The sequence below is a fragment of the Pseudomonas sp. C2B4 genome (assembly GCF_013359695.1).
Lineage (GTDB): Bacteria > Pseudomonadota > Gammaproteobacteria > Pseudomonadales > Pseudomonadaceae > Aquipseudomonas.
The window spans coordinates 176,354-198,777 of sequence record NZ_JABFMU010000001.1 but is presented as its reverse complement, the minus strand read 5'-3'; the positions used below and the strand labels follow the sequence as shown (position 1 = coordinate 198,777).

17 protein-coding genes are annotated in these 22,424 nt (G+C 60.3%); 10 read left to right on the top strand and 7 right to left on the bottom strand.

From position 1 onward, the window contains the following. Positions 1–27: 27 nt before the first annotated feature. The 5 genes from HNQ83_RS00935 to HNQ83_RS00915 all read right to left on the bottom strand — a co-directional run bounded on the left by HNQ83_RS00935 (position 28) and on the right by HNQ83_RS00915 (position 3,854). The gene (locus HNQ83_RS00935) at positions 28–564 is read right to left on the bottom strand and encodes a DUF3299 domain-containing protein (protein ID WP_175387249.1); all 537 of its coding nucleotides are present in this window, start codon (positions 562–564) and stop codon (positions 28–30) included. Between the two features lie 87 nt (positions 565–651). Further along, complete coding sequence (locus HNQ83_RS00930; protein WP_150812713.1) at positions 652–897, bottom strand: GlsB/YeaQ/YmgE family stress response membrane protein; 246 nt, start codon at positions 895–897, stop codon at positions 652–654. A gap of 112 nt (positions 898–1,009) precedes the next feature. Then, positions 1,010–2,092: a 5-(carboxyamino)imidazole ribonucleotide synthase gene (locus HNQ83_RS00925; protein ID WP_175387248.1), complete on the bottom strand. Its 1,083-nt coding sequence runs from the start codon at positions 2,090–2,092 to the stop codon at positions 1,010–1,012. Positions 2,093–2,103: 11 nt separating this feature from the next. Then, positions 2,104–2,595: a 5-(carboxyamino)imidazole ribonucleotide mutase gene (gene purE / locus HNQ83_RS00920; protein WP_095194600.1), complete on the bottom strand. Its 492-nt coding sequence runs from the start codon at positions 2,593–2,595 to the stop codon at positions 2,104–2,106. A 341-nt stretch (positions 2,596–2,936) separates the two neighbouring features. Then, a complete protein-coding gene (locus tag HNQ83_RS00915) occupies positions 2,937–3,854 on the bottom strand; it encodes a LysR substrate-binding domain-containing protein (RefSeq protein ID WP_150773041.1) in 918 nt (305 codons plus the stop codon). Positions 3,855–4,034: 180 nt separating this feature from the next. Between HNQ83_RS00915 and aspA the strand changes: the two genes are divergently transcribed. From aspA to HNQ83_RS00880, 7 genes are all read left to right on the top strand, one after another. Next, a complete protein-coding gene (aspA, locus tag HNQ83_RS00910) occupies positions 4,035–5,459 on the top strand; it encodes an aspartate ammonia-lyase (RefSeq protein ID WP_175387247.1) in 1,425 nt (474 codons plus the stop codon). A gap of 498 nt (positions 5,460–5,957) precedes the next feature. Continuing rightward, positions 5,958–7,409, top strand: coding sequence for a sodium:alanine symporter family protein (locus HNQ83_RS00905; RefSeq protein ID WP_175387246.1), 1,452 nt, complete (start codon positions 5,958–5,960; stop codon positions 7,407–7,409). Positions 7,410–7,574: 165 nt separating this feature from the next. After that, complete coding sequence (locus HNQ83_RS00900) at positions 7,575–8,579, top strand: asparaginase (protein ID WP_175387245.1); 1,005 nt, start codon at positions 7,575–7,577, stop codon at positions 8,577–8,579. 121 nt (positions 8,580–8,700) lie between these two features. Continuing rightward, a complete protein-coding gene (locus tag HNQ83_RS00895; protein ID WP_175387244.1) occupies positions 8,701–13,299 on the top strand; it encodes a dermonecrotic toxin domain-containing protein in 4,599 nt (1,532 codons plus the stop codon). A 115-nt stretch (positions 13,300–13,414) separates the two neighbouring features. Continuing rightward, complete coding sequence (locus HNQ83_RS00890) at positions 13,415–14,410, top strand: AraC family transcriptional regulator (protein WP_175387243.1); 996 nt, start codon at positions 13,415–13,417, stop codon at positions 14,408–14,410. Positions 14,411–14,673: 263 nt separating this feature from the next. After that, positions 14,674–15,705, top strand: a complete 1,032-nt coding sequence (locus HNQ83_RS00885; RefSeq protein WP_175387242.1) for a histone deacetylase family protein — start codon at positions 14,674–14,676, stop codon at positions 15,703–15,705. Between the two features lie 11 nt (positions 15,706–15,716). Continuing rightward, positions 15,717–16,817: a polyamine ABC transporter substrate-binding protein gene (locus HNQ83_RS00880; protein ID WP_175387241.1), complete on the top strand. Its 1,101-nt coding sequence runs from the start codon at positions 15,717–15,719 to the stop codon at positions 16,815–16,817. Between the two features lie 117 nt (positions 16,818–16,934). On the opposite strand, the gene HNQ83_RS00875 is transcribed toward HNQ83_RS00880, so the two are convergent. Next, positions 16,935–18,482, bottom strand: a complete 1,548-nt coding sequence (locus HNQ83_RS00875) for a PLP-dependent aminotransferase family protein (protein ID WP_175387240.1) — start codon at positions 18,480–18,482, stop codon at positions 16,935–16,937. 92 nt (positions 18,483–18,574) lie between these two features. Between HNQ83_RS00875 and HNQ83_RS00870 the strand changes: the two genes are divergently transcribed. The 3 genes from HNQ83_RS00870 to HNQ83_RS00860 are packed head-to-tail and all read left to right on the top strand — an operon-like array spanning position 18,575 to position 20,343. Next, complete coding sequence (locus tag HNQ83_RS00870) at positions 18,575–19,198, top strand: FMN-binding negative transcriptional regulator (protein ID WP_175387239.1); 624 nt, start codon at positions 18,575–18,577, stop codon at positions 19,196–19,198. 9 nt (positions 19,199–19,207) lie between these two features. After that, positions 19,208–19,654 carry a GNAT family N-acetyltransferase gene (locus HNQ83_RS00865; protein WP_175387238.1) on the top strand — a complete coding sequence of 149 codons (447 nt, stop codon included), beginning with the start codon at positions 19,208–19,210 and terminating at the stop codon, positions 19,652–19,654. Between the two features lie 17 nt (positions 19,655–19,671). Further along, entirely contained in the window at positions 19,672–20,343 is a 672-nt protein-coding gene (locus HNQ83_RS00860; RefSeq protein WP_175387237.1) for a GNAT family N-acetyltransferase, read from the top strand. A 262-nt stretch (positions 20,344–20,605) separates the two neighbouring features. Here the strand turns inward: HNQ83_RS00860 and oadA are convergent, their stop codons facing one another. Then, positions 20,606–22,414, bottom strand: coding sequence for a sodium-extruding oxaloacetate decarboxylase subunit alpha (gene oadA / locus HNQ83_RS00855; protein ID WP_175387236.1), 1,809 nt, complete (start codon positions 22,412–22,414; stop codon positions 20,606–20,608). Positions 22,415–22,424: the final 10 nt, after the last annotated feature.

Below are 22,424 nucleotides of genomic sequence, written 5' to 3'. Positions count from 1 at the left end.
CAGGCTCGCTCCCACAGTTTTGATTTTCTACAGATCCGACTCTTTTACGACTCTGACTTTGGCCGCATCCAGCGCATACGCCGCGTCCGCCAGGTCATTGCTGACCTTCTCGATCTTCAGCGTGCCGGTAACCCACAACGGCGTGTAGATATCATTGAGCTTCAAGCCCTTGGGATAACGCACCAGCACCAGTTGATTGGGCGGTGGTGGCGGCACGTGGATGCAGGCGCCCGGGTACGGCACGAGGAAGAACAACGTGCTATGCCCTTTCGCATCCGTTTCCAACGGCACCGGATAACCGCCCAGACGAATGTTCCTGTCGTTCATCGACGGCACGGTTCTGGTCGAATACATCACCGCCGGCAGGCCCTTGCTCTGCTTCATGCCGCCCTTTTCGGTAAAGGTGCCAGTGGCTTCGGGGGAGTTGTGGTCGATTTCGGGCATGGCCTCAAGGGCTTTCTGGTCCGACTTGGGCATCAGCTCGAGCCAGTCGGTTTCCGGCAATTCGCCGGCGTGGGCAAGGCCCGTACCCAGGAAAAGAAGAGTCAACAGAAGACGGCGCATGAAGGTGCTCGGTAAAGGAAAGGACGTGAAACGCCGAGCATTCTAGCCCTCCCGGCCTGCGCAGCCGAGAGGACTTTGTCGCCTGAGTCAGTTCTTTTTGATCAGGCCGTAGATCACCAGCAATACCACCGCGCCGACCAGCGCACCGATGAAACCGGCGCCTTGACCGGCCTGGTAAATGCCCAGGGCCTGGCCGCCGTAAGTGGCCGCCAGCGAACCGCCGATACCGAGCAGGATGGTCATGATCCAGCCCATGTTGTCATCGCCCGGTTTCAGAAACCGCGCCAGCAGGCCGACGATCAAGCCGATAAAGATGGTTCCGATAATTCCCATGGCATTTCCCTCTGAATGAAGTGGCTATGCCAAAGCCTAGTCAGACTTTGGCATCCTGCCATGAGAGAACGGCGGCCCCGCAATGGTTCCGCCGCTGCCACATGAAACTGTTTTACTCGGCGATGAGCGCTTCGACCTTGAGGATCTGCGCGGCCAGCGTCTCGCGGTCTGCACAACGCAGGTTGGCGTGACCGACCTTGCGGCCGACCTTGAACGCCTTGCCGTAGTGATGCAGATGGCAATCGGCGATGGCCAGGACTTTCTCCGTCTCCGGCACTTTGCCGATGAAGTTGAGCATTGCGCTTTCACCGACCTTGGCAGTCGAACCCAGCGGCAGGCCGGCCACCGCCCGCAGATGGTTTTCGAACTGGCTGCACTCGGCGCCTTCAGTGGTCCAGTGCCCGGAGTTGTGCACGCGCGGGGCAATTTCGTTGGCCTTGAGGCCGCCGTCGACTTCGAAGAACTCGAACGCCATCACGCCAACGTAGTCCAGCTGCTTGAGCACGCGGCTGGAGTAGTCTTCAGCCAGGGCTTGCAGCGGGTGGTCGGTACTGGCCACGGACAGCTTGAGAATGCCGCTGTCGTGGGTGTTGTGCACCAGCGGGTAGAACTTCGTTTCACCATCGCGAGCGCGCACGGCGATCAGCGAGACTTCGCCGGTGAATGGCACGAAGCCTTCGAGCAAGCACGCCACGCTACCCAGTTCGGCGAACGTGCCAACCACGTCTTCAGCGGTGCGCAGTACTTTCTGGCCTTTGCCGTCGTAACCCAGGGTACGGGTCTTGAGCACGGCCGGCAGACCGATGGAAGCCACGGCGGCGTCCAGGTCAGCCTGGGACTGAATGTCGGCGAACGCCGGCGTCGGAATCCCCAGGTCCTTGAACATGCTCTTTTCGAACCAACGATCGCGGGCGATACGCAACGCTTCGGCGCTCGGATAGACCGGGACAAATTGCGAGAGGAACGCCACGGTTTCCGCCGGGACGCTCTCGAATTCGAACGTCACCAGATCGACTTCATCGGCCAGCTGACGCAGGTGATCCTGATCGCCGTAATCGGCACGCAGGTGTTCGCCCAATGCAGCGGCGCAAGCGTCCGGCGCCGGGTCCAGGAAAGCGAAGTTCATGCCCAGCGGGGTGCCCGCCAGCGCCAACATGCGACCCAACTGGCCGCCACCGATTACACCGATCTTCATCGTCAACAACCTCAGGCGATGCGTGGGTCTGGATTTTCCAGGACGCTGTCAGTCTGTTCAGCACGGAAGGTTTTCAGCACCTTGTGGAACTGCGGGTGCTTGGCGCCAAGGATACTCGCCGACAGCAGCGCGGCGTTGATCGCGCCGGCCTTGCCGATGGCCAGGGTGGCAACCGGAATACCGGCCGGCATCTGCACGATGGAGAGCAGCGAATCGACGCCCGAGAGCATCGCCGATTGTACCGGCACGCCCAGCACCGGCAGGTGGGTCTTGGCCGCGCACATGCCAGGCAAGTGGGCCGCACCACCGGCACCGGCGATGATCACCTCGATGCCACGCGCCTCGGCTTCTTCAGCGTACTGGAACAGCAGGTCCGGGGTGCGGTGGGCAGAGACCACTTTCACCTCGTAAGGGATGCCGAGCTTTTCCAGCATATCGGCGGTGTGGCTAAGGGTGGACCAATCGGACTTGGAGCCCATGATCACGCCAACCAGTGCACTCATCGTCGTGCCTCTTCTCTCTGGGCGCCCGCGGGCGCGTCATAAAACAACAAGCCACGCATTATGCGTGGCTTGATTGTACGAAAAATAGCCGGTTACACCGGCCGAAGGCCGCGCAGTATACCGCAATACGGCAGATAAACAGCCCCCGTTGCGACCATCTGTCATACGGCGCAAAGCGCCGGTTTTATTGACCTGAAGGTCAGCCGGCGAACCACACAAATCTCCCTGTAGGAGCGAGCTCGCTCGCGATGGTCGTTAACGATGATGCTGGAAGCCTGCCAGCCCGAGTCGCTCTTCGGTTCATCGCGAGCAAGCTCGCTCCTACAGTGGTTTCATTGTGCTTAGGAACCGGTCGTACCTTGCGCAGCCCCACCTTCCAGCTTGCGCCACAACAACCTAACGTTGGCTTTACGCACCAACGCGCAGCGATACAGACGAATCTCCAGCGGAACATGCCATTGCGGGCCGCCGCACACCACCAGTTCACCGCGAGCCAATTCGGCACGCACACTGAGTTGAGGCACCCAGGCAATGCCCAGCCCTTCCAGTGCCATGCTCTTGAGGCTATCGGCCATGGCGGTTTCGTAAATGGTGGTAAAGCGCAAGGCGCGCTGGCGCAGCAACATGTTCACCGAACGGCCCAGAAAGGCTCCGGCGCTGTAGGCCAGCAACGGCACGCTGCCCTCGCCTTCCAGATCGAACAACGGTTTTCCGTCGGCATCGGCGGCACAGACCGGCAGCATCTCGGTGTGACCCAGGTGCAGTGACGGGAAGATTTCCGGGTCCATCTGCATCGCGGCATCCGGGTCATAGAACGCCAGCATCAGGTCACACCCCCCTTCACGCAGCGCATGCACCGCGTCACCGACGTTGGTGGCCACCAATCGCGTGGCGATGTTCAAGCCTTCGTTACGCAACTGCGCGATCCAGCGCGGGAAGAAACCCAGCGCCAGGGAGTGCGCGGCAGCGACTTGCATCACTTCGCCCTGCCCGCCTTCCAGATGATGAAGATGACGCAGCACTTCACCGAGCTGTTCGACCACGGTGCGCGCGGTGACAAGGAACAATTGCCCCGCCGCCGTCAGCTCGATCGGCGTACGCGAGCGGTTCACCAGCGTCAGCCCCAGTGCGGCTTCCAGGCTGCGAATTCGCCGGCTGAAGGCCGGCTGGGTCACGAAGCGCCGCTCCGCCGCCTGGGAGAAGCTGCGGGTGGCGGCCAGGGCACTGAAGTCCTCCAGCCATTTACTTTCCAGATTCATCACGTCCTCCCGGACACGCACCAATTTAGGTCACACGCTCGCCGCGAACGTGGCGTCACACGGGCATTATGCCGAATATGCATAGGGCAGTGTTTAACAGCATTGGCCCAAAATTCTCCACAAGCCTAGCATTTGCAGTGTTCCGGCACAGACCGGGTCCATATCGAGATGATTTCTATCATGTCCTCCGCTGCATCATTCCGCACAGAAAAAGACCTGCTTGGCGTACTCGAAGTACCGGCTCAAGCGTATTACGGCATCCAGACCCTGCGAGCGGTGAATAACTTCCGTCTCTCCGGCGTTCCGATTTCGCATTACCCGAAGCTGGTAGTCGGCCTGGCGATGGTCAAACAAGCCGCCGCTGACGCCAACCGCGAGCTGGGTCACCTGAGCGAAGCCAAGCACGCTGCCATCAGCGAAGCCTGTGCCCGTCTGATCCGCGGCGATTTCCACGAAGAGTTCGTGGTGGACATGATTCAAGGCGGCGCTGGCACTTCGACCAACATGAATGCCAACGAAGTCATCGCCAACATCGCGCTGGAGGCCATGGGTCACCAGAAGGGCGAGTACCAATACCTGCACCCGAACAACGACGTGAATATGGCGCAGTCGACCAACGACGCCTACCCGACCGCGATCCGCCTGGGTCTGCTGTTGGGTCACGACGCGCTGCTGGCCAGCCTCGACAGCCTGATCCAGTCGTTCGCCGCCAAAGGTGAAGAATTCGCACACGTTCTGAAAATGGGTCGTACCCAACTGCAAGACGCCGTGCCGATGACCCTCGGCCAGGAATTCCGCGCTTTCGCCACGACCTTGGGCGAAGACCTGGCCCGTCTGAAGACACTGGCTCCGGAATTGCTGACCGAAGTGAACCTGGGCGGTACCGCGATCGGCACCGGCATCAACGCCGACCCGCGTTACCAGCACCTGGCCGTTCAGCGTCTGGCCCTGATCAGTGGTCAACCACTGGTTCCAGCCGCCGACCTGATCGAAGCCACCTCCGACATGGGCGCCTTCGTGCTGTTCTCCGGCATGCTCAAGCGTACCGCGGTCAAGCTGTCGAAGATCTGCAACGACCTGCGCCTGCTGTCCAGCGGCCCACGTACCGGCATCAACGAAATCAACCTGCCGGCGCGTCAGCCAGGCAGCTCGATCATGCCAGGCAAGGTCAACCCGGTGATCCCGGAAGCCGTGAACCAGGTTGCGTTCCAGGTCATCGGTAACGACCTGGCCCTGACCATGGCGGCCGAAGGCGGCCAACTGCAACTGAACGTGATGGAGCCGCTGATCGCCTTCAAGATCCTCGACTCGATCCGCCTGCTGCAACGCGCCATGGACATGCTGCGCGAGCACTGCATCGTCGGCATCACCGCCAACGAAGAACGCTGCCGTGAACTGGTCGAGCACTCGATCGGCCTGGTCACCGCGCTGAACCCGTACATCGGCTATGAAAACGCCACCCGCATCGCCCGTATCGCCCTTGAAAGCGGTCGCGGCGTGCTGGAACTGGTGCGCGAAGAAGGTTTGCTCGACGACGCCATGCTCGCCGACATCCTGCGCCCGGAAAACATGATTGCTCCGCGCCTGGTTCCGCTTAAAGCCTGATCCTGCGCGATATTTGTAGCACCGCTCACCAGGTCGAGGGACTAGACACCTCTCACCTTTTGAGGGCTTGGAGATCACTCTCCAGGCCCTTTTTTTTAACTTTTTATAGGTAACCACAGACCCTGTGGGAGCGAGCCTGCTCGCGAAGACGGCGGCACAGTCAACATGAATGTGACTGACAAAACGCATTCGCGAGCAGGCTCGCTCCCACAAGAGCCCTGCGCTAGACACGTCGGGTGTTTCAAAGGCTCGTTTCACCGCATGCACCACAACCGTGCAGACGGACGGCACTGTCATCGGTATAGTGCCGCCCCTCTTCGCGTGAGCGGTCGTCGGTAGCGAGGCCACAACCCATGCGAAACCCGAACTAATAACAAACCCGCGATATGAAACCGGGACGAACATCGACCCGCCTGTTGTGCCGCGCGCCAACTGGTGTAACACGATGTGTCTGCCCGGCCAGCATTTGCCTACACAAAAAACAGCGAGGAATAATCCATGCTCGAAGTCATTAACGACTTCCTCTCAGGGAAAGTACTGATCGTGCTCATTGTCGGGCTCGGTAGCTACTTCACGATCCGCTCGCGTTTCGTTCAATTGCGCCACTTCTTCCACATGTTCGCGGTGTTCCGCGACAGCCTGCGCAGCAGCGCCGGTCAACTCAGTTCGTTCCAGGCCCTGATGCTCAGCCTCGCCGGCCGCGTCGGCGCGGGCAACATCGCCGGTGTCGGCATCGCCGTGACCCTTGGCGGGCCCGGTGCGGTGTTCTGGATGTGGGTGACCGCGCTGGTCGGCATGTCCAGCAGCTTCTTCGAATGCTCCCTCGGCCAGCTCTACAAACGCGCTGACCCCGACGGTACCTATCGTGGCGGCCCGTCCTACTACATCCAGCACGGCCTGCAAAAACGCTGGCTGGGGATGATCATGGCGTTCCTGCTGTTGATCACCTTCGGCTTCGCCTTCAACGGCCTGCAATCCCATGCCGTGACCCACTCGTTGAACAACGCGTTCGGCCTCGACACGACTTACACCGGCATCGCCCTGGCCGTGCTGCTGGGCCTGGTGTTCATCGGCGGGATCAAGCGCATCGCCAAGGTCGCCGACCTGCTGGTGCCGGTGAAAACCCTGGTGTACATCGGCGTGACCATCTACGTGATCGTGCTGCAGTTCGATCAGGTGCCGGGCATGTTGATGACCATCGTCAAAAGCGCCTTCGGTCTCGACCAGGCCTTCGGCGGGCTGATCGGCAGCGCGATCATCATGGGCGTGAAGCGCGGCGTGTTTGCCAACGAAGCGGGCCTGGGCAGTGCGCCGAACGTCGCCGCCGTTGCGTCGGTCGAGCACCCGGTGGCGCAAGGCGTGGTCCAGGCGTTCAGCGTGTTCCTCGACACCTTCGTGATCTGCACCTGCACCGCGCTGCTGATCCTGCTTTCGGGCTTCTACACCCCCGGCTTCGAAGGCGACGGCATTGCCCTGACCCAGAACTCCCTGGCCGCCGTGGTCGGTGACTGGGGCCGGATGTTCATCTCCGTGGCCCTGGCGTTGTTCGTGTTCACCTCGATCCTCTACAACTACTACCTGGGCGAGAGCAACCTGCGCTTCTTGATCGGTGAAAACCGCAAGGCGCTGATCGGCTACCGCGCGATGGTACTGGTGCTGATTTTCTGGGGCGCCATCGAAAACCTCGGCACCGTGTTCGCCTTTGCCGACATCACCATGACGATGCTCGCGTTCGTGAACCTGATCGCGCTGTTCCTGCTGTTCAAGGTCGGCATGCGCATCCTGCGTGACTACGATGATCAACGCGCTGCCGGCATCGAGACGCCCGTCTTCGATTCGAGCAAGTTCCCGGATCTGGACCTGGACCTGAAAGCCTGGCCGGCCCATCCGCCAGCAGTTGCTCCAAAGGCTAAAGCTGAGCCGCAAGGCGTACCCGCAGCGCAACGCTGATTGGTAAACAACGGGCGCATCCCCTGCGCCCGTCAGTTAAAGTGCACGAATTGTGGGAGCGAGCCTGCTCGCGAAAAGGCCATCACATTCAACATCTTCGTTGACTGAGGCACCGCTTTCGCGAGCAGGCTCGCTCCCACAGTTATCTCTTGCGGAGACCTTCTCATGATTTCCAATACCTACCCTGCCGCCCAGCACGTCATGGTGCTCTACACCGGTGGCACCATCGGCATGCAAGCCAGCGCCAATGGCCTGGCCCCGGCGTCCGGTTTCGAAGCGCGGATGCGCGAGTACCTGCACAGCCAGCCTGAACTCGTGGTGCCGCAGTGGCGCTTTCGCGAGATGTCGCCATTGATCGACAGCGCCAACATGACCCCGGCCTACTGGCAGCAACTGCGCGAAGCGGTGGTTGATGCGGTGGATGTGCAGGGCTGCGACAATGTGCTGATATTGCATGGCACCGACACCCTGGCCTATAGCGCCGCCGCCATGAGTTTCCAGTTGCTCGGCCTGCACGCCCGCGTGTGCTTCACCGGCTCGATGCTGCCGGCCGGCGTCACGGACAGCGATGCCTGGGAAAACCTCGGCGGCGCGCTGGTTGCCCTTGGCCAAGGCCTGGCGCCGGGTGTGCATCTGTACTTCCACGGCGAATTGCTGGACCCGACCCGTTGCGCGAAGGTGCGCAGTTTCGGCCGGCACCCGTTCAAGCGCCTGGAGCGTCAGGGTGGCGGCGTGAAGGCCACTTCACTGCCCGCCGCGTTGAACTACAACCAGAGTAAAGATCTGGCGAATATTGCGGTGCTGCCGCTGTTTCCCGGCATCAGTGCCGGGGTTCTGGATGGCTTGCTTGATAGTGGTATTCAAGGTCTGGTGCTGGAGTGCTACGGCAGCGGTACCGGCCCCAGCGACAACCCCGAGTTTCTCGCCAGCCTGGAACGGGCGCGGGACAAGGGCGTGGTCGTGGTTGCCGTGACTCAATGCCACGAAGGCGGCGTCGAGCTGGATGTCTATGAGGCTGGCAGCCGATTGCGTGGCGCTGGCGTGCTTTCGGGTGGCGGCATGACCCGTGAGGCTGCGTTCGGAAAGCTTCATGCGCTATCAGGTGCCCGCCTGGACCCCGCCGAAGTTCGTCGCTTGGTCGAACTGGATTTGTGCGGCGAATTGAGTTGAATCTACAAACATGGGGGGGGTAATTAATTACCACCCTCCCTGGCTGATGGCTCCCTAGCATGGAAAAACCCGAGGCTTGTCCTCGGGCAACCTCCATGACTTTGAAACGCAGGGATGCACAATGAGCACAGCCGCCTCAACGACCAAGCCACAGACCCCCTCCCACCAGAACGTCATCGACGCACTGATCACTCAACTCAGCATCGGCCCCGACCTGACAGACGTTGCAGCGGTGGTGCTGCGCCAGTCTTTGCAAAAACTGTATCCGGCACTGGATCTCGACCCGAACATCACCATGGTCGGTACGCCCTCATGGGAAATCCTCGACGATGAAATCGTGGCCGGCCCCACCCACTACCGAGCGCTGACTGAAATCCTTGCCGACCTGACGCTGTATGCGGTGCCGGCCTTGTACATTGAAGGCGAGCATTTCCTGACCCAACAGCCGATTGCCGAGCCGGCGATTCATTTGCCGGTACGAATCGACGAAATCGCGAAAATGATCAATCTGCTGGCGCCTGTGATGCTCAAGGCGTTTCAGGAACAACAGCTGGAGTTCTGGAACAAGGCGGAAGGCACCTCCGGCCCCCGCTGGCACGAACTCTCGAACACATTGCGCAATGTGTGGAATGTCGATCGGGTCAAGGGATGGAGTCACGATGACTGCAACATGGCACGCACCTTGTTCCGCACACCGGACCTGACAACAAGTGGGGTTGCCGATCCGTATCAGTGCAAGGCCTATCTGGTTGCTATCGATCTGGCAGCCGACGAGAACGCAATGCATTGGGGCGAGGCGTCGATCGTGGTTCTGGTCGGCAAACAGCAGGGTAAAACCGTCATCCTCACGCATTCAGTGCTCAAGGGGTATGAAAAATTCGACTCCCTGGAACAACTGGGCGCGACACTGCCCGACCACGTGAAATCAACGCCTCGCCAGAAAATGCAGTGGCGGTTGGTGGAGCCCGGCAGCAACGTATTCGACTATCAGGCTTGCGCACTGATATCGATCCAGATCGATGTGATTGGCGCTCTTGATTTCTCCAGCCTCAGGCACACCCGTCCGAACAAACCGCTCCTCGCACCCGAAGCCAGTGCCACCACCACAACAGCCCCCGGGCTGGAATGGTTTAAAGACGCGCTACCTGACTGGCTCAGCTCGGCTTCCCTCCCGGACCTGAACAACTATTCCCGACACTTGAAAGACCTGGCGGTTTTGCACAGCCAGAACGCAGGCAAGTCCTATCTGGAAGGCATCCCGCCCATCGAGCAGTACGCACTCGATGCCATGAAAACCGAAATGGACAAAGACCATCCAGGTGCCACACAGCCGGACCTGGCCGCCGTGGAAATTCGCGTCCGCAGCCTTGTCGTGTGGGGAACATTTGTCGTTCCGGGCAAGCTCGACATTTCCACCTTCAGCGCTGGCGATCTCGCCCTGCAGAACCTCATCGCCGTCCCGTCCGGTGACAAGTCCGTTCACGCCACCAACGGTAAACCGCTACCCGAGTGGATGACCGTCGAGTATGTGGAAGGGCTCGTCAGCAAAGCGGACATCGGCAGCACCTACCCGGCATTGATCAAGAACAAGCTGCTTGATGACCCGAAAGAGTCGATGCGTCGACAAGCGTTGTATGCCGGGCATTTGCGAATCCAGCTACCGCTGCTGGCCTTGCAATGCAAAATTTGCGAGCAGGCCGGGATCGACGCTCGCGGGTACCGTTATGTCGCCGCCGTGATGGAGCCCGTGGTCGCTGATCGGGTGGTCGAAGGTCAGGCCATTGTTATTCGTCCATTGGCTTTCGTTCCCAAACGCCGAAAGGATGACTCCCAGGATGTGGTCGCCAACATGTTTGTGATTGGCCCTAAAGACCCGACTGCCGGCCCATGCCTGTTGTATCGGCCCATGCTCGACCAGCCTTTGACCCAATACCCTTCCCCCTCCAACCTGTTGTATGCCATACAGCAGTCCGCCAGCCTGCGGGAGTCTGTGCTGGCGTGGTTACCGGACGATGTTCGTAGCGACTACGCCGCTTACGTTTTCCCCGGTTCCCTGCCATCGCCGTGGGCGGCGATCAGGTTTCTGGTTGATAGCACAGCGCTCACGACGATGACCGGGCCAATCGCCTTGGGACAAAAAGCCCTGGAGGGTGATCTGTTCGCAGCCCTGTTCAAAGCTAACGCGGATGCATTGGTTGAGCTCGCCAATCGCCAATCGGTATCGAACGCCGAAAGCCGTTGGGCCAGTTTCAAACGGGCCGGCTGGATAGTGTTCAACGCCGTCCTGCCTTTTTTGGGACGCACCGTGGGTATCGGCGCCTGGATCTGGCAAGTCCTGGACCAGCTGCAAGAGTTGCGTGACGCTCACGAGCGAGACGACAAGCCGGCGCAATGGGCGGCCTTCGCCGACGTATTGCTCAATCTCGGTATGGCGATCACGTTGCATATCGCGACCCAAGGCCGAGCAGGCAAACGCCTGGCGAACGATGAGCTTTTGAATGAACTGCCCATCAGCAAGGCACCGGAGACAGTGAAGGTCAGTGTCAAACAACTGGCCAGCAGCACCACCCATGAGGCATCCAGCTTCCAGCAAACCCTGAACATCAGTGGCGCGGTGAATCGAACGCCCGGCAGCCTGGGGACGGTATTGGACCGCTTCAAAATTACCCGGCCCGAGGGGCTTGGCACCGCCCATGCCAAGGAAGGGGTCCATCGGCATCTCTACGGACTCAACCAGAAATGGTACGCGCCCGTAGGACAGCGATGGTTCGAGGTCTCGGTGGATGACAGCGGCAATGTCGCAATCATCGACTCCCGCCAGCCCACGCGATCGGGCCCTGCCCTGATCAGCAACGCGCGGGGGGATTGGTTTATCGATACACGCCTGCGACTGCGTGGTGGCGGATGGCCAAATTTGTCCAGGTCGGCCAGGGCTCATGCAACCATCCAGGCCAACGTACGGCGTACAAAACTGACTGCATTCGAAAGCCGCAAAGCCGCCATGCAAACGGAGTTGCAACAAGCCCATCAGGCGATGACTAGCGCCACCACCGAGACCGTTCAAGCCATGCGCCAACGGTACCTGCAAAAGCTGGAGTCTCAGCGAGCGGAATACGCAACAGCCCTGAGTGATCTCAAATCACTGCAGGTCTTCTCGCCAACAGCGGACTTTCAGCAAAAGTCGCTTCGCTACCTGAAAGCTCAACTGGAACTCATCCATGCCGGTATCCGGGAAACCCTCACCACCTTCACCCCCAAAGTACGAACTGTTTTGAATCAAATCGAGCGTCAGGCCGAAACCCCACAAGATCGTCATTTCGATGACGCTCGGCAAATGAGTGAAATGAGCCAGGACATGATCACCCGCCTGGGGACTATCGAAGCGGCGATAGTGGAACTCAGGCACTTTGAAAAAGAAGGGATGCGCCTGATCCAGCAGACCAGGCAACTCCTGCCCTCGTATACCGTCGATGATCTCAAGGCACTCCAGATAACCATCGCGCGCAATCTGTGCCTGCCCGAACATACCGTCGCGACGATGGCAGACGCGTGGTCGAGCCTGGACAGGATCGTCGATAGCGCCGACATGGCCGTTCAAGTCTTGCGAGACACCTTGGACGAACGCAGCGTCAATCGCCTCGACGAACGAATCGACACCCTCAACAACCTGATCGAACAATTCAATGTCATCGACGAACGCCTGACGGATTTCAACAGTGCGCACGCCGAGGATGTCCTTGAAGCACCGGTCACACGCCTGCGCCAACAGCTCAATGGATTCAAGAATCGCACCGCGCGTAATCTGATCGTGGTGCTCGAAGAAAGAGATGCAATACGCGCTCGCCCTTCCCTCCCTGTGCAACCGCCAAGGCCAAAAAGGAAATTCATCCGGACACGTTACAACGGGGTGCTCATCGGGGAGCCGCGTCTTACCTCGCAGGGGTTGGACACTGATCTGGTCGACATCACCTCACCGCTCACCGACAAGGTCATCGCAACCTTCCATCGCAAGGACTCGGATGTCTGGGTCAGGCACGTGGAAGCGGCCTCGACCGAAAAAGTGACGCCGGACCTGGTGGCCAGTGTCAACCAAGGCCAGGCACTGCTCGAAGGACTGCCTGCGTTCAATGCGCGCATGGTCGAACAAGCGAAACAACCAGGGCGCTCACCTTTCGGTATGGAATACCTGTTTCACCAGCACGCCATGAGACTGGAACAGGCCAGCAGCACCATTGAGCAAGCATTGACCGACGAAAACGCCACCGAGAGCACTTCAACTCCGGCCGCACAAGTCAATCAGGCGCTCAAGGCCGCTTCACAAAACCTCTACCGGCAAGCCACCCTCAGCATGCTGAAGCTGATCAAGGAACAACCGCCCACCCTCTCGGGCATTGAGTGGCTGAAAAGCAAACAAGAGATAAGGATTGCGAAAACCATTAGTCGACGTCGCCTCAAGGGGGGCAATACTCGATATCTGGATGAATACACGATTCGTGATCAGAAAAGCGGGGAGGCTCTCTGGTATGCACATTTCCTGTACCCCACTTCGTGGGTGCCTGCCAGGGTCTTTCTCTACGGCCGTTTGAAAACCCCGAAGGAGCAAAGTCTAGGGCTGAGCTCAAATACCCCTGAAGGACTCAATGCGGCACAACGACTGGTCTACTACCGCAGCATGATTGGCCTGGAACAGGCTCAGGCGCTGTTTTTCAACGCGATCTGAGAGAACAGACGCGGTGAACATCCGGCAACATTCAGCGCCCTTGATACAGTAAGGGCGCTGAATCACGGCACGCTACTTGCTCAGTCCCGATCAAACGATTACGGGTGTTCCCCCAATGCTCCACTCCCACCTCACTACCCTCAATGCCGTCTCTCTGGTGCTCAACACCTTCAAGGCCGAGGGCCTGTCGAGCGAAGCGCTGCTTGCCGGCAGTGGCATCAGCGCGGCAGACCTGAGCCGGGCGGACACACGCATCACCACCAACCAGGAGATGCAGGTCTGTGCCAACGCCGTCGCCCTCAAGCACGATATCGGCCTGGAACTGGGTCGGCGGATGCACGTTTCCTGCTACGGCATTCTCGGTTACGCATTACTCACCAGTGCCACCTTCGGTGACGCATTGCGTTTGGCGATGCGCTATCCGGCGCTGCTGGGAACATTGTTCGAACTGAGCCTGCAAGACGACGGCGAGCGTGTCTGGTTCGTCGCTGCCGATTACCGGGAGAATCCGGCGCTGGCGGTGTTCAACGCCGAGTTCTGCCTGGTCTCGCTGAAGGTCATCTGTGATGACCTGCTGGGGCACCCGCTGCCGTTGCGGGCGGCACGCTTCGAACACGCGGCCCCCGACTATGAAGCGACCTACGCCGAGCACTTCGACTGCCCGCTGCACTTCGGTGCGCGGGACAACGCCTTTGCCTTCGATAAAAGGTGGCTCGACCAACCCTTGCCCCTGGCGGATATCATCACCCATCAAGCCATGGCCGAACGCTGCCGCAAGCAGAACACCGAGTTCACCGGGCGCCAGGCGTGGCTGGGGCGGATTCGCCAACTGCTCAGTGCGCAATTGAATGCGGCGCCGGGCCTCGAGGGCCTGGCCGAACAGATGAACTGTTCCGCCCGGACGTTGCGCCGACATCTCAAGGACATGGGCTGCAGTTATCAGGAATTGCTCGACGAACTGCGCTTCGAACAGGCCAAGCAGATGCTCTGCGAGGATCAGATGCCGATTTACCGGATCGCCGAAGCCTTGGGCTTCAGTGAAACCGCGAGCTTTCGTCATGCGTTTGTGCGCTGGAGCGGCGTGGCGCCGAGCCAGTTCCGCCCGCACTGAGTACCCCTGTGGGAGCGAGCCTGCTCGCGAAAGCGGTGTATCAGTCGCATTTTTGTAGATCTTCCGACGCTTTCGCGAGCAGGCTCGCTCCCACAGGTTATGCATTCCATGCCCGGTTCGGGTGCAACGCCATGCCATCGAGGGGCGAATTTCGGTCAAATGTTTTGGCCATTTCGATCCCCTTTTGGCCTTTCCTGCCGTTCTCCAAAACGGCCTGCGCCGCAAGACTGTGTTCAACCGAATCAGCCTACGGAGAACAAGAAATGCTGACGATCTACTCGGATGATCACCACCTGCACCACGGCCGTTGTGAATTGATCGACGGGCAACTCAAGCCCTGCTTTGAAATGCCGTCCCGTGCCGACCACGTGCTGGCGCGGGTGCAAAACCAGAACCTCGGCCCGGTGCAAGGACCGAAGGATTTCGGCCTCGATCCGATCGCGCGCATCCACAGCCGCGACTACCTCGATTTCTTCAAAGGCGCCTGGGCGCGCTGGACCGAGTTCAACACCGATGGCGACCTGCTGCCTTACACCTGGCCGGCGCGTACCTTGCGCCGCATCAAACCCACCAGCCTGCACGGCGAACTCGGTTACTACAGCTTCGACGGCGGCGCCCCCATCACCGCCGGCACCTGGCAAGCGGCGTACAGCGCGGCGCAAGTGGCACTGACCGCGCAAGCGGAAATCCAGCGCGGCGCCCGCAGTGCCTTCGCCCTGTGCCGTCCACCGGGACACCACGCGGCCGGCGATTTGATGGGAGGCTATTGCTACCTCAACAACGCCGCCATCGCCGCCCAGGCGTTCCTCGATCAAGGCCACAAAAAGGTCGCGATCCTCGACGTCGACTACCACCACGGCAACGGCACCCAATCGATTTTCTACGAGCGCAGCGACGTGCTGTTCACCTCGATCCACGGTCACCCGGAAGCCGAGTTTCCGTTCTTCCTCGGCTATGAAGACGAGCTGGGCGAAGGTGCCGGCGAAGGCTTCAACTTCAACTATCCGCTGGCCGCAGGTTCGGGCTGGGACGTCTGGAGCGCAGCGCTGGAACAGGCCTGCAAAGAAATCGAAAACTACGGTGCCGACATCATCGTCGTGTCCCTGGGGGTCGACACCTTTAAAGACGATCCGATTTCGCAATTCAAACTCGACAGCCCGGACTACCTGGCCATGGGCAAGCGTATTGCGGCCCTGGGCAAACCGACGCTGTTCGTGATGGAAGGCGGTTACGCGGTCGAAGAAATCGGCATCAATGCCGTGAACGTACTCGAAGGCTTTGAAAGCGCTCAGTGAGGAATACAACAATGAACAGACTCAAGCGCTTTATCGCTCCCGCACTGTGCGCCACGCTGCTCGGTGGTGCCGTGCACGCCGAAGAACGCACGTTGCGCGTCTACAACTGGTTCGACTACATCACCCCCAAGGCCCTGGAAGACTTCAAGGCGCAGAACACCCAGACCAAACTGGTCTACGACATTTTCGACACCAACGAAGCCCTCGAAGCCAAGTTACTGACCGGCAACTCCGGCTATGACGTGGTGGTGCCGTCCAACGTGTTCCTCGCCAAGCAGATCGAGGCCGGTGTGTTCCAGCCACTGGACCGCAGCAAATTGCCGAACTGGAATCACCTCGATCCCAAGCTGATGAAGCTGATCGAGGCCAACGACCCGGGCAACAAGTTCGCCGTGCCGTACATGTACGGCACCATCCTGATCGGCTTCAACCCGGACAAGGTCAAAGCCGCCTTGGGCGCCGACGCACCGGTGGACAGCTGGGACCTGATCTTCAAGGAAGAGAACATCAGCAAACTCAAGCAGTGCGGCGTCGCCCTGCTCGACTCTCCGTCGGAGATCCTGCCGCTGGCCCTGCAACACCTGGGCCTGGACCCCAACAGCAAGAAGCCGGCGGACTACGAAAAGGCTGAAGCGCTGCTGATGAAGATCCGTCCGTATGTCACCTACTTCCATTCGTCCAAATACATGGCCGACATCGCCAACGGTGACATCTGCGTCGCGGTCGGTTATTCCGGCAGTTTTTCCCAGGCCGCCAACCGCGCCAAGGAAGCCAAGAACGGCGTGATCGTCGACATGCGCCTGCCGAAAGAAGGCGCGCCGATCTGGTTCGACATGCTTTCGATTCCGAAGGGCGCCAAGAACACAGAGGACGCCTACACCTTCATCAACTACTTGCTGCAGCCCCAGGTGATCGCACCGGTCAGCGACTTTGTCGGTTACCCGAACCCGAACAAGGACGCTACGGAACTGGTCGACCCGGCGATCCGCAACAACCCGAACCTGTACCCGACCGACACGGCGATGGCCACCCTCTACACCCTGCAACCGCTACCGCGCGATGCTGAACGTGCGCGGACCCGGGCCTGGACCAAGATCAAGTCAGGGACTTGATAACACGTACAGCCACGCTCTTGTGGGAGCGAGCCTGCTCGCGAAGAGGTCGGTATGCACGCCACATCCGCTGTGGCTGGAATACCGTCTTCGCGAGCAGGCTCGCTCCCACAAGTGTCAAACCCAAGCCGACCGTAGCCGCATCAACGCCGCGTCGATGTCCGCTTCCGGGACAGCGGCAAACCCCAGCACAAGACCCGCGCGCTCATCCACCGGCCGTGCCGAATCCGGGAGCCAATAGCTGCTTAACGCATTGATCTCGACGCCCACTGCCTCCGCTTGCGCCACCAACTCACGCTCGCGGGCCACGCTCTCGACCGAAACCGTCACATGCAGCCCCGCCGCCACACTGGGCAAACGCCCTACCCCGGGAATATCTTTGGGCCAGCCGGTCAGCAGGGCATTGCGCCGGCTCAAGGCCGCACGCCGCATACGACGGATGTGTCGCTGGAAATGCCCGGCGGCCATGAATTCAGCCATCACCGCTTGAGTACTGATTTCCGAGTGCCGGACGTCCACCGCTCGACGCTGAGAAAACGCCTGCACCAGTGCCGGCGGCAACACCAGATACCCCAGACGCAACGCCGGGAAAGCGACTTTGCCAAAAGTCCCCACGTACAAAACCCGCCCCTGTCGATCAAGTGCCGCCAAGGGTGCCAGCGGCGCACCGCTGTATCGGTACTCACCGTCGTAGTCGTCCTCGACGATCCAGCCTTGGGTGCGTTCAGCCCAAGCCAGTAATTCCAGACGCCGCGCCAGGCTCATAACGACACCGGTCGGGTACTGGTGCGAAGGCGTGACATACGTCAGACGACAATCACTCAGCGCTGACAGCTCAGCGCAATCGATGCCCTCGTTGTCCACCGACACGCCATGCAGTTGCGCCCCGGCCACGGCGAAGGCATGACCGGCAGCCCGATACCCCGGGTTTTCAATGGCCACCCCGTCGCCCGGTTCCACCAGCAACTGTGCACAAAGGCTAATCCCCTGCTGCGCGCCACTGGTGATCACAATTTGCTCAGCCGTGCACTGCATGCCGCGGGAACTGCGCAAATAGGCCGCAATCATGCCCCGCAATCGCATGTCGCCAGCCGGATCGCCATAACACAGCAGCTGTAAATCCGGCTTGCGCCAGAAAGCCGCGTTCAGCTTGGCCCAAACCTCGAACGGAAACAGATCGAACGCTGGAACACCTACCCGAAATGCGCGAGGCGGACCACTCGGCGGCATAGGCAAATGGTTCTTTTCAACGCGCGCCAGAACCTCGCTGTGGATAACTTTACTGGATGAAACCACAGGCAAATCCAGCCAATTTGTGGATAAAGCTGTGGGTAAGCCTGTTGACAACCCTGTGGATACTTTTGTGGATAGTTTTTTGCCCGGCAGCGCGTTTTGCGGCAATTGCGCGACATAAGTCCCGTCACCCACCCGCCCCTCGATAAACCCTTCGGCATACAGCTGATCGTAGGCGCGAACCACGCTGTTGCGCGATATCGCCAGCGCCGCTGCCAGATCCCGGGTCGCCGGCAAACGCGTGCCGCTGGCCAGTCGTCCGTCGAGCACGCGCAAGCGCAATGCCTGATAGAGCTGACGGCTCAGGCCCTGGTGGCGATCGAGTTCGATACCGGCCGGGTTGAACGACAGGGACAGCGGCTCGTTATTCATCTCAATGGACCTATGAAATTGGTCATTAATGGCTCTTACAACAGACCAATAGCCTGCCTAGGATGCAGGTATTCGCCAAGGAAAATTTCGCCATGTACACGCCCCGCGCTTTTGCCATCGATGAGTTGTCCCAACTGCACGAACTGATCCTGGCCACCCGCCTCGCCATATTGGTGACCCACGGCGAACACGGTTTGCAAGCCAGTCATGTGCCCGTGCTGCTCCATCGTGAACAAGGCCCGAACGGCACGCTGTACGGGCATCTGGCCAAGGCCAATCCGCAGTGGAAAGACCTGCGCGACGGCGCCGAAGCCCTGCTGATTTTTTCCGGTCCCGATGCCTACGTCAGCCCGGGCTTTTACCCGAGCAAGGCCGAGCACGGCAAAGTCGTCCCGACCTGGAACTACGTCGCCGTGCACGCCTATGGTCGCGCCGAAACTTTCAGCGATGGCGGACGGCTGCTCGATATCGTCAGCACCCTGACCGATCGCCATGAGAGCGGCCGTGCCCAGCCGTGGAAAATCGCCGATGCGCCTGCCGACTACATCGACGGCATGCTCAAGGCCATCGTCGGTTTCGCCGTGCCCATCGAACGCCTGGAAGGCAAGCGCAAGCTCAGCCAGAACCGCAGCACCGGAGACATCGCCGGCGTGCGCGAAGGGCTCGCTGCCAGCCCCGATGCGCAGGACCAGGCCCTCGCCCACTTGATGCGTTAAGGAATGAACATGAGTCAGATCGAAATCCGCCAGGTCAGCGCCGACGACCACGTCGCCTGGTTGCCGCTGTGGCAGGCTTACCTTCGCTTCTACAACACCGAACTCCCCGAGACGGTCACGCAAAACACCTGGCAGCGCATGCTCGACCCGAACGAGCCGACCCACGCCGCGCTGGCCTGGGCCGATGGCAAAGCAGTGGGCATGGTGCATTTCATCTACCATCGTTCCAACTGGGCCATCGAAAACTCCTGCTATCTGCAGGATTTGCTGGTGGAGCCCGAAACCCGTGGCACCGGCATCGGCCGCCGGCTGATCGAATTCGTCTACGCCACGGCCAAGGCGGATGGTTGCAACAAGGTCCACTGGCTGACCCACGAGACCAACGCCACTGCGATCCAGCTCTACGAGCGCATCGCAGAACGCCCCGGTTTCATCCAGTTTCGCAAAGCCATTTAAGGTTCAAGGAGAACAGCATGTCGACTTCACTCGCGGACTGGAAAGGCGTCCCGGCGCCAACGGTTCAAACCATCGAGGGGCGTTTCATCCGCCTGGAAAAACTCGACCCGGCGCGCCATGGCGACGCCTTGTTCAACGCCCTGCAAGGTCCGGGTGCTGATCCGAAGCTTTGGGACTATTTGCCTTACGGCCCCTTCCCCGAGCGCAGCGCCTTCAATGACTGGCTGGACAACCACGCCGCCCATAGCGACCCGTATTTCTTCAGCGTGATCGACCGCGCCAGCGGCGACGTGCAAGGCATCCTCAGCCTGATGTCCATCGTCCCGGCCCAAGGTCGTATCGAAATCGGCCACGTCACCTTTGGCGCCCCGATGCAGCGCTCGCCGAAAAGCACCGAGGCGATTTACCTGCTGACCAAGGAATCCTTCGCCCTCGGCTACCGCCGCCTGGAGTGGAAGTGCAACAACGGCAACGCCCGTTCCAAATACGCAGCCGAGCGCCTGGGTTTCAGTTTTGAAGGGGTGTTTCGCCAGCACATGGTGGTCAAGGGACAAAACCGTGATACCGCGTGGTATTCGATTCTGGACTCGGAATGGCCGGCGATTGCGGCGGGGTTTGAGCAGTGGTTGAGCGATGAGAACCAGACGGATTCGGGGCAGGTGAAGTCGTTGGCGGAGTGTCGCGGCTGATCGTCAGCGCCTGGACGTACGCCTTCGCGGGCAAGCCCGCTCCCACAAAGATCTCCGTCGAACTCAAATTTTGCGTTCACAGCAGACAACTGTGGGAGCGAGCCTGCTCGCGAATGCGGAGTGTCTCCCAACCCAGATTTTGAATGGGATACCGCTTTCGCGAGCAGGCTCGCTCCCACATTGATCCGGCATTTCTTCGGAGCAAAAAAAAGGGGAGCACATGCTCCCCCGAGGTTTAAAGCGTTGTATCGAGGCCGTTATCTCAGCCTTCGATCTCGATCAGGATTTCGCCCGGGTTCACCCGGTCGCCCTTGGCCACGTGAATGGCAGTGACTTTGCCGGCGATGGCCGCCTGCACTTCGGTTTCCATCTTCATGGCTTCGGTGATCAGCACGGCCTGGCCGGCCTTGACGGTGTCGCCTTCCTTGACCAGTACATCGACGATGTTGCCTGGCATGGTGGTGCTGACGTGGCCCGGTGCGCTGGCCTGCTTGCGTTTGCTGCTTCCGCCGCTGACGAATTCGTTGAGCGGTTCGAACACCACTTCTTCCGGCATGCCATCGATAGACAGGTAGAAGTGACGCTTGCCTTCGGCCTTGACGCCCACACCGGTGATGTCGACGCGGTAGGTTTCGCCGTGGACGTCGATGACGAACTCGGTTGGAACCCCTTCGCCGCCCGCCGAAGCGACCTTGCCCGCTTCCGGGATCGGCAGCAGCACTTCCGGCGTCAGGGTGCCCGCAGCACGTTCCTCGAGGAACTTGCGACCGATGTCCGGGAACATGGCGAAGGTCAGCACATCCTCTTCGGACTTGGCCAAGGCACCGATGTCGGCACGCAGCTTGGCCATTTCTGGCTTGAGCAGATCAGCCGGACGCACGTCGATCACTTCTTCGCTGCCGATGGCCTGACGGCGCAGTTGCTCGTTCACGGTGCCCGGCGCTTTGCCGTAGCCGCCTTGCAGGTACAGCTTCACTTCGTTGGTGATGGTCTTGTAACGCTCGCCAGCCAACACGTTGAAGAACGCCTGGGTGCCAACGATCTGCGAGGTCGGGGTGACCAGCGGCGGGAAGCCGAGGTCTTCGCGAACGCGCGGGATTTCAGCCAGCACTTCGCCCATGCGGTTCAGGGCGCCCTGCTCCTTGAGCTGGTTGGCCAGGTTGGAAATCATGCCGCCCGGAACCTGGTTGACCTGAACGCGGGTATCGACCGCAGTGAACTCGCTTTCGAACTGGTGGTACTTCTTGCGCACGGCGTAGAAGTACAGGCCGATCTCTTGCAACAGCTCCAGATTCAGGCCGGTGTCGAACTCGGTGCCTTTAAGGGCCGCGACCATCGACTCGGTACCTGGATGGCTGGTGCCCGAAGCGAAGCTGGAGATCGCGGTGTCGATGTGGTCGGCACCGTTTTCGATGGCCTTGAGTTGGCACATCGCGGCCAGACCCGCCGTGTCATGGGAGTGGATGAACACCGGCAGCGACTGCTCGGCTTTCAACGCCCTGACCAGTTCGCCGGTGGCGTATGGGGTCAGCAAACCGGCCATGTCCTTGATCGCCACCGAGTCGCAACCCATGGCTTCCATTTGCTTGGCTTGTGCCACGAACGCATCGATGGTGTGCACCGGGCTGGTGGTGTAGGCGATGGTGCCCTGGGCGTGTTTGCCCGCCGCTTTCACCGCTTCGATGGCCACGCGCAGGTTACGCACGTCGTTCATCGCATCGAAGATACGGAAAACGTCGATGCCGTTGACGGCGGCCTTGGCAACGAAGGCTTTGACCACGTCATCGCTGTAGTGGCGGTAGCCCAGCAGGTTCTGGCCGCGCAGGAGCATTTGCAGACGGGTGTTAGGCAAGGCTGCGCGCAGTTGGCGCAGACGCTCCCACGGGTCTTCTTTGAGGAAGCGTACGCAGGCGTCGAATGTCGCGCCGCCCCAGCATTCCAGCGACCAGTAGCCAACCTTGTCGAGCTTGTCGCAGATCGGCAGCATGTCTTCGGTGCGCATGCGGGTCGCGAGCAGCGATTGGTGGGCGTCGCGCAGGATGGTGTCGGTTACATGAATCTTCTTGCTCATTGTTCTATTC

What these genes read in the sequence shown, in the direction of transcription:
- HNQ83_RS00905 (WP_175387246.1), top strand. Translation starts at nt 5,958, where the DNA reads ATGCTCGAAGTCATTAACGACTTCCTCTCAGGGAAAGTACTGATCGTG.
- HNQ83_RS00865 (WP_175387238.1), top strand. Translation starts at nt 19,208, where the DNA reads ATGAGTCAGATCGAAATCCGCCAGGTCAGCGCCGACGACCACGTCGCC.
- HNQ83_RS00925 (WP_175387248.1), bottom strand. Translation starts at nt 2,092, where the DNA reads ATGAAGATCGGTGTAATCGGTGGCGGCCAGTTGGGTCGCATGTTGGCG.
- HNQ83_RS00915 (WP_150773041.1), bottom strand. Translation starts at nt 3,854, where the DNA reads ATGAATCTGGAAAGTAAATGGCTGGAGGACTTCAGTGCCCTGGCCGCC.
- oadA (WP_175387236.1), bottom strand. Translation starts at nt 22,414, where the DNA reads ATGAGCAAGAAGATTCATGTAACCGACACCATCCTGCGCGACGCCCAC.
- HNQ83_RS00885 (WP_175387242.1), top strand. Translation starts at nt 14,674, where the DNA reads ATGCTGACGATCTACTCGGATGATCACCACCTGCACCACGGCCGTTGT.
- HNQ83_RS00870 (WP_175387239.1), top strand. Translation starts at nt 18,575, where the DNA reads ATGTACACGCCCCGCGCTTTTGCCATCGATGAGTTGTCCCAACTGCAC.
- aspA (WP_175387247.1), top strand. Translation starts at nt 4,035, where the DNA reads ATGTCCTCCGCTGCATCATTCCGCACAGAAAAAGACCTGCTTGGCGTA.
- HNQ83_RS00935 (WP_175387249.1), bottom strand. Translation starts at nt 564, where the DNA reads ATGCGCCGTCTTCTGTTGACTCTTCTTTTCCTGGGTACGGGCCTTGCC.
- HNQ83_RS00890 (WP_175387243.1), top strand. Translation starts at nt 13,415, where the DNA reads ATGCTCCACTCCCACCTCACTACCCTCAATGCCGTCTCTCTGGTGCTC.
- HNQ83_RS00875 (WP_175387240.1), bottom strand. Translation starts at nt 18,482, where the DNA reads ATGAATAACGAGCCGCTGTCCCTGTCGTTCAACCCGGCCGGTATCGAA.
- HNQ83_RS00930 (WP_150812713.1), bottom strand. Translation starts at nt 897, where the DNA reads ATGGGAATTATCGGAACCATCTTTATCGGCTTGATCGTCGGCCTGCTG.
- HNQ83_RS00895 (WP_175387244.1), top strand. Translation starts at nt 8,701, where the DNA reads ATGAGCACAGCCGCCTCAACGACCAAGCCACAGACCCCCTCCCACCAG.
- HNQ83_RS00900 (WP_175387245.1), top strand. Translation starts at nt 7,575, where the DNA reads ATGATTTCCAATACCTACCCTGCCGCCCAGCACGTCATGGTGCTCTAC.
- HNQ83_RS00880 (WP_175387241.1), top strand. Translation starts at nt 15,717, where the DNA reads ATGAACAGACTCAAGCGCTTTATCGCTCCCGCACTGTGCGCCACGCTG.
- purE (WP_095194600.1), bottom strand. Translation starts at nt 2,595, where the DNA reads ATGAGTGCACTGGTTGGCGTGATCATGGGCTCCAAGTCCGATTGGTCC.
- HNQ83_RS00860 (WP_175387237.1), top strand. Translation starts at nt 19,672, where the DNA reads ATGTCGACTTCACTCGCGGACTGGAAAGGCGTCCCGGCGCCAACGGTT.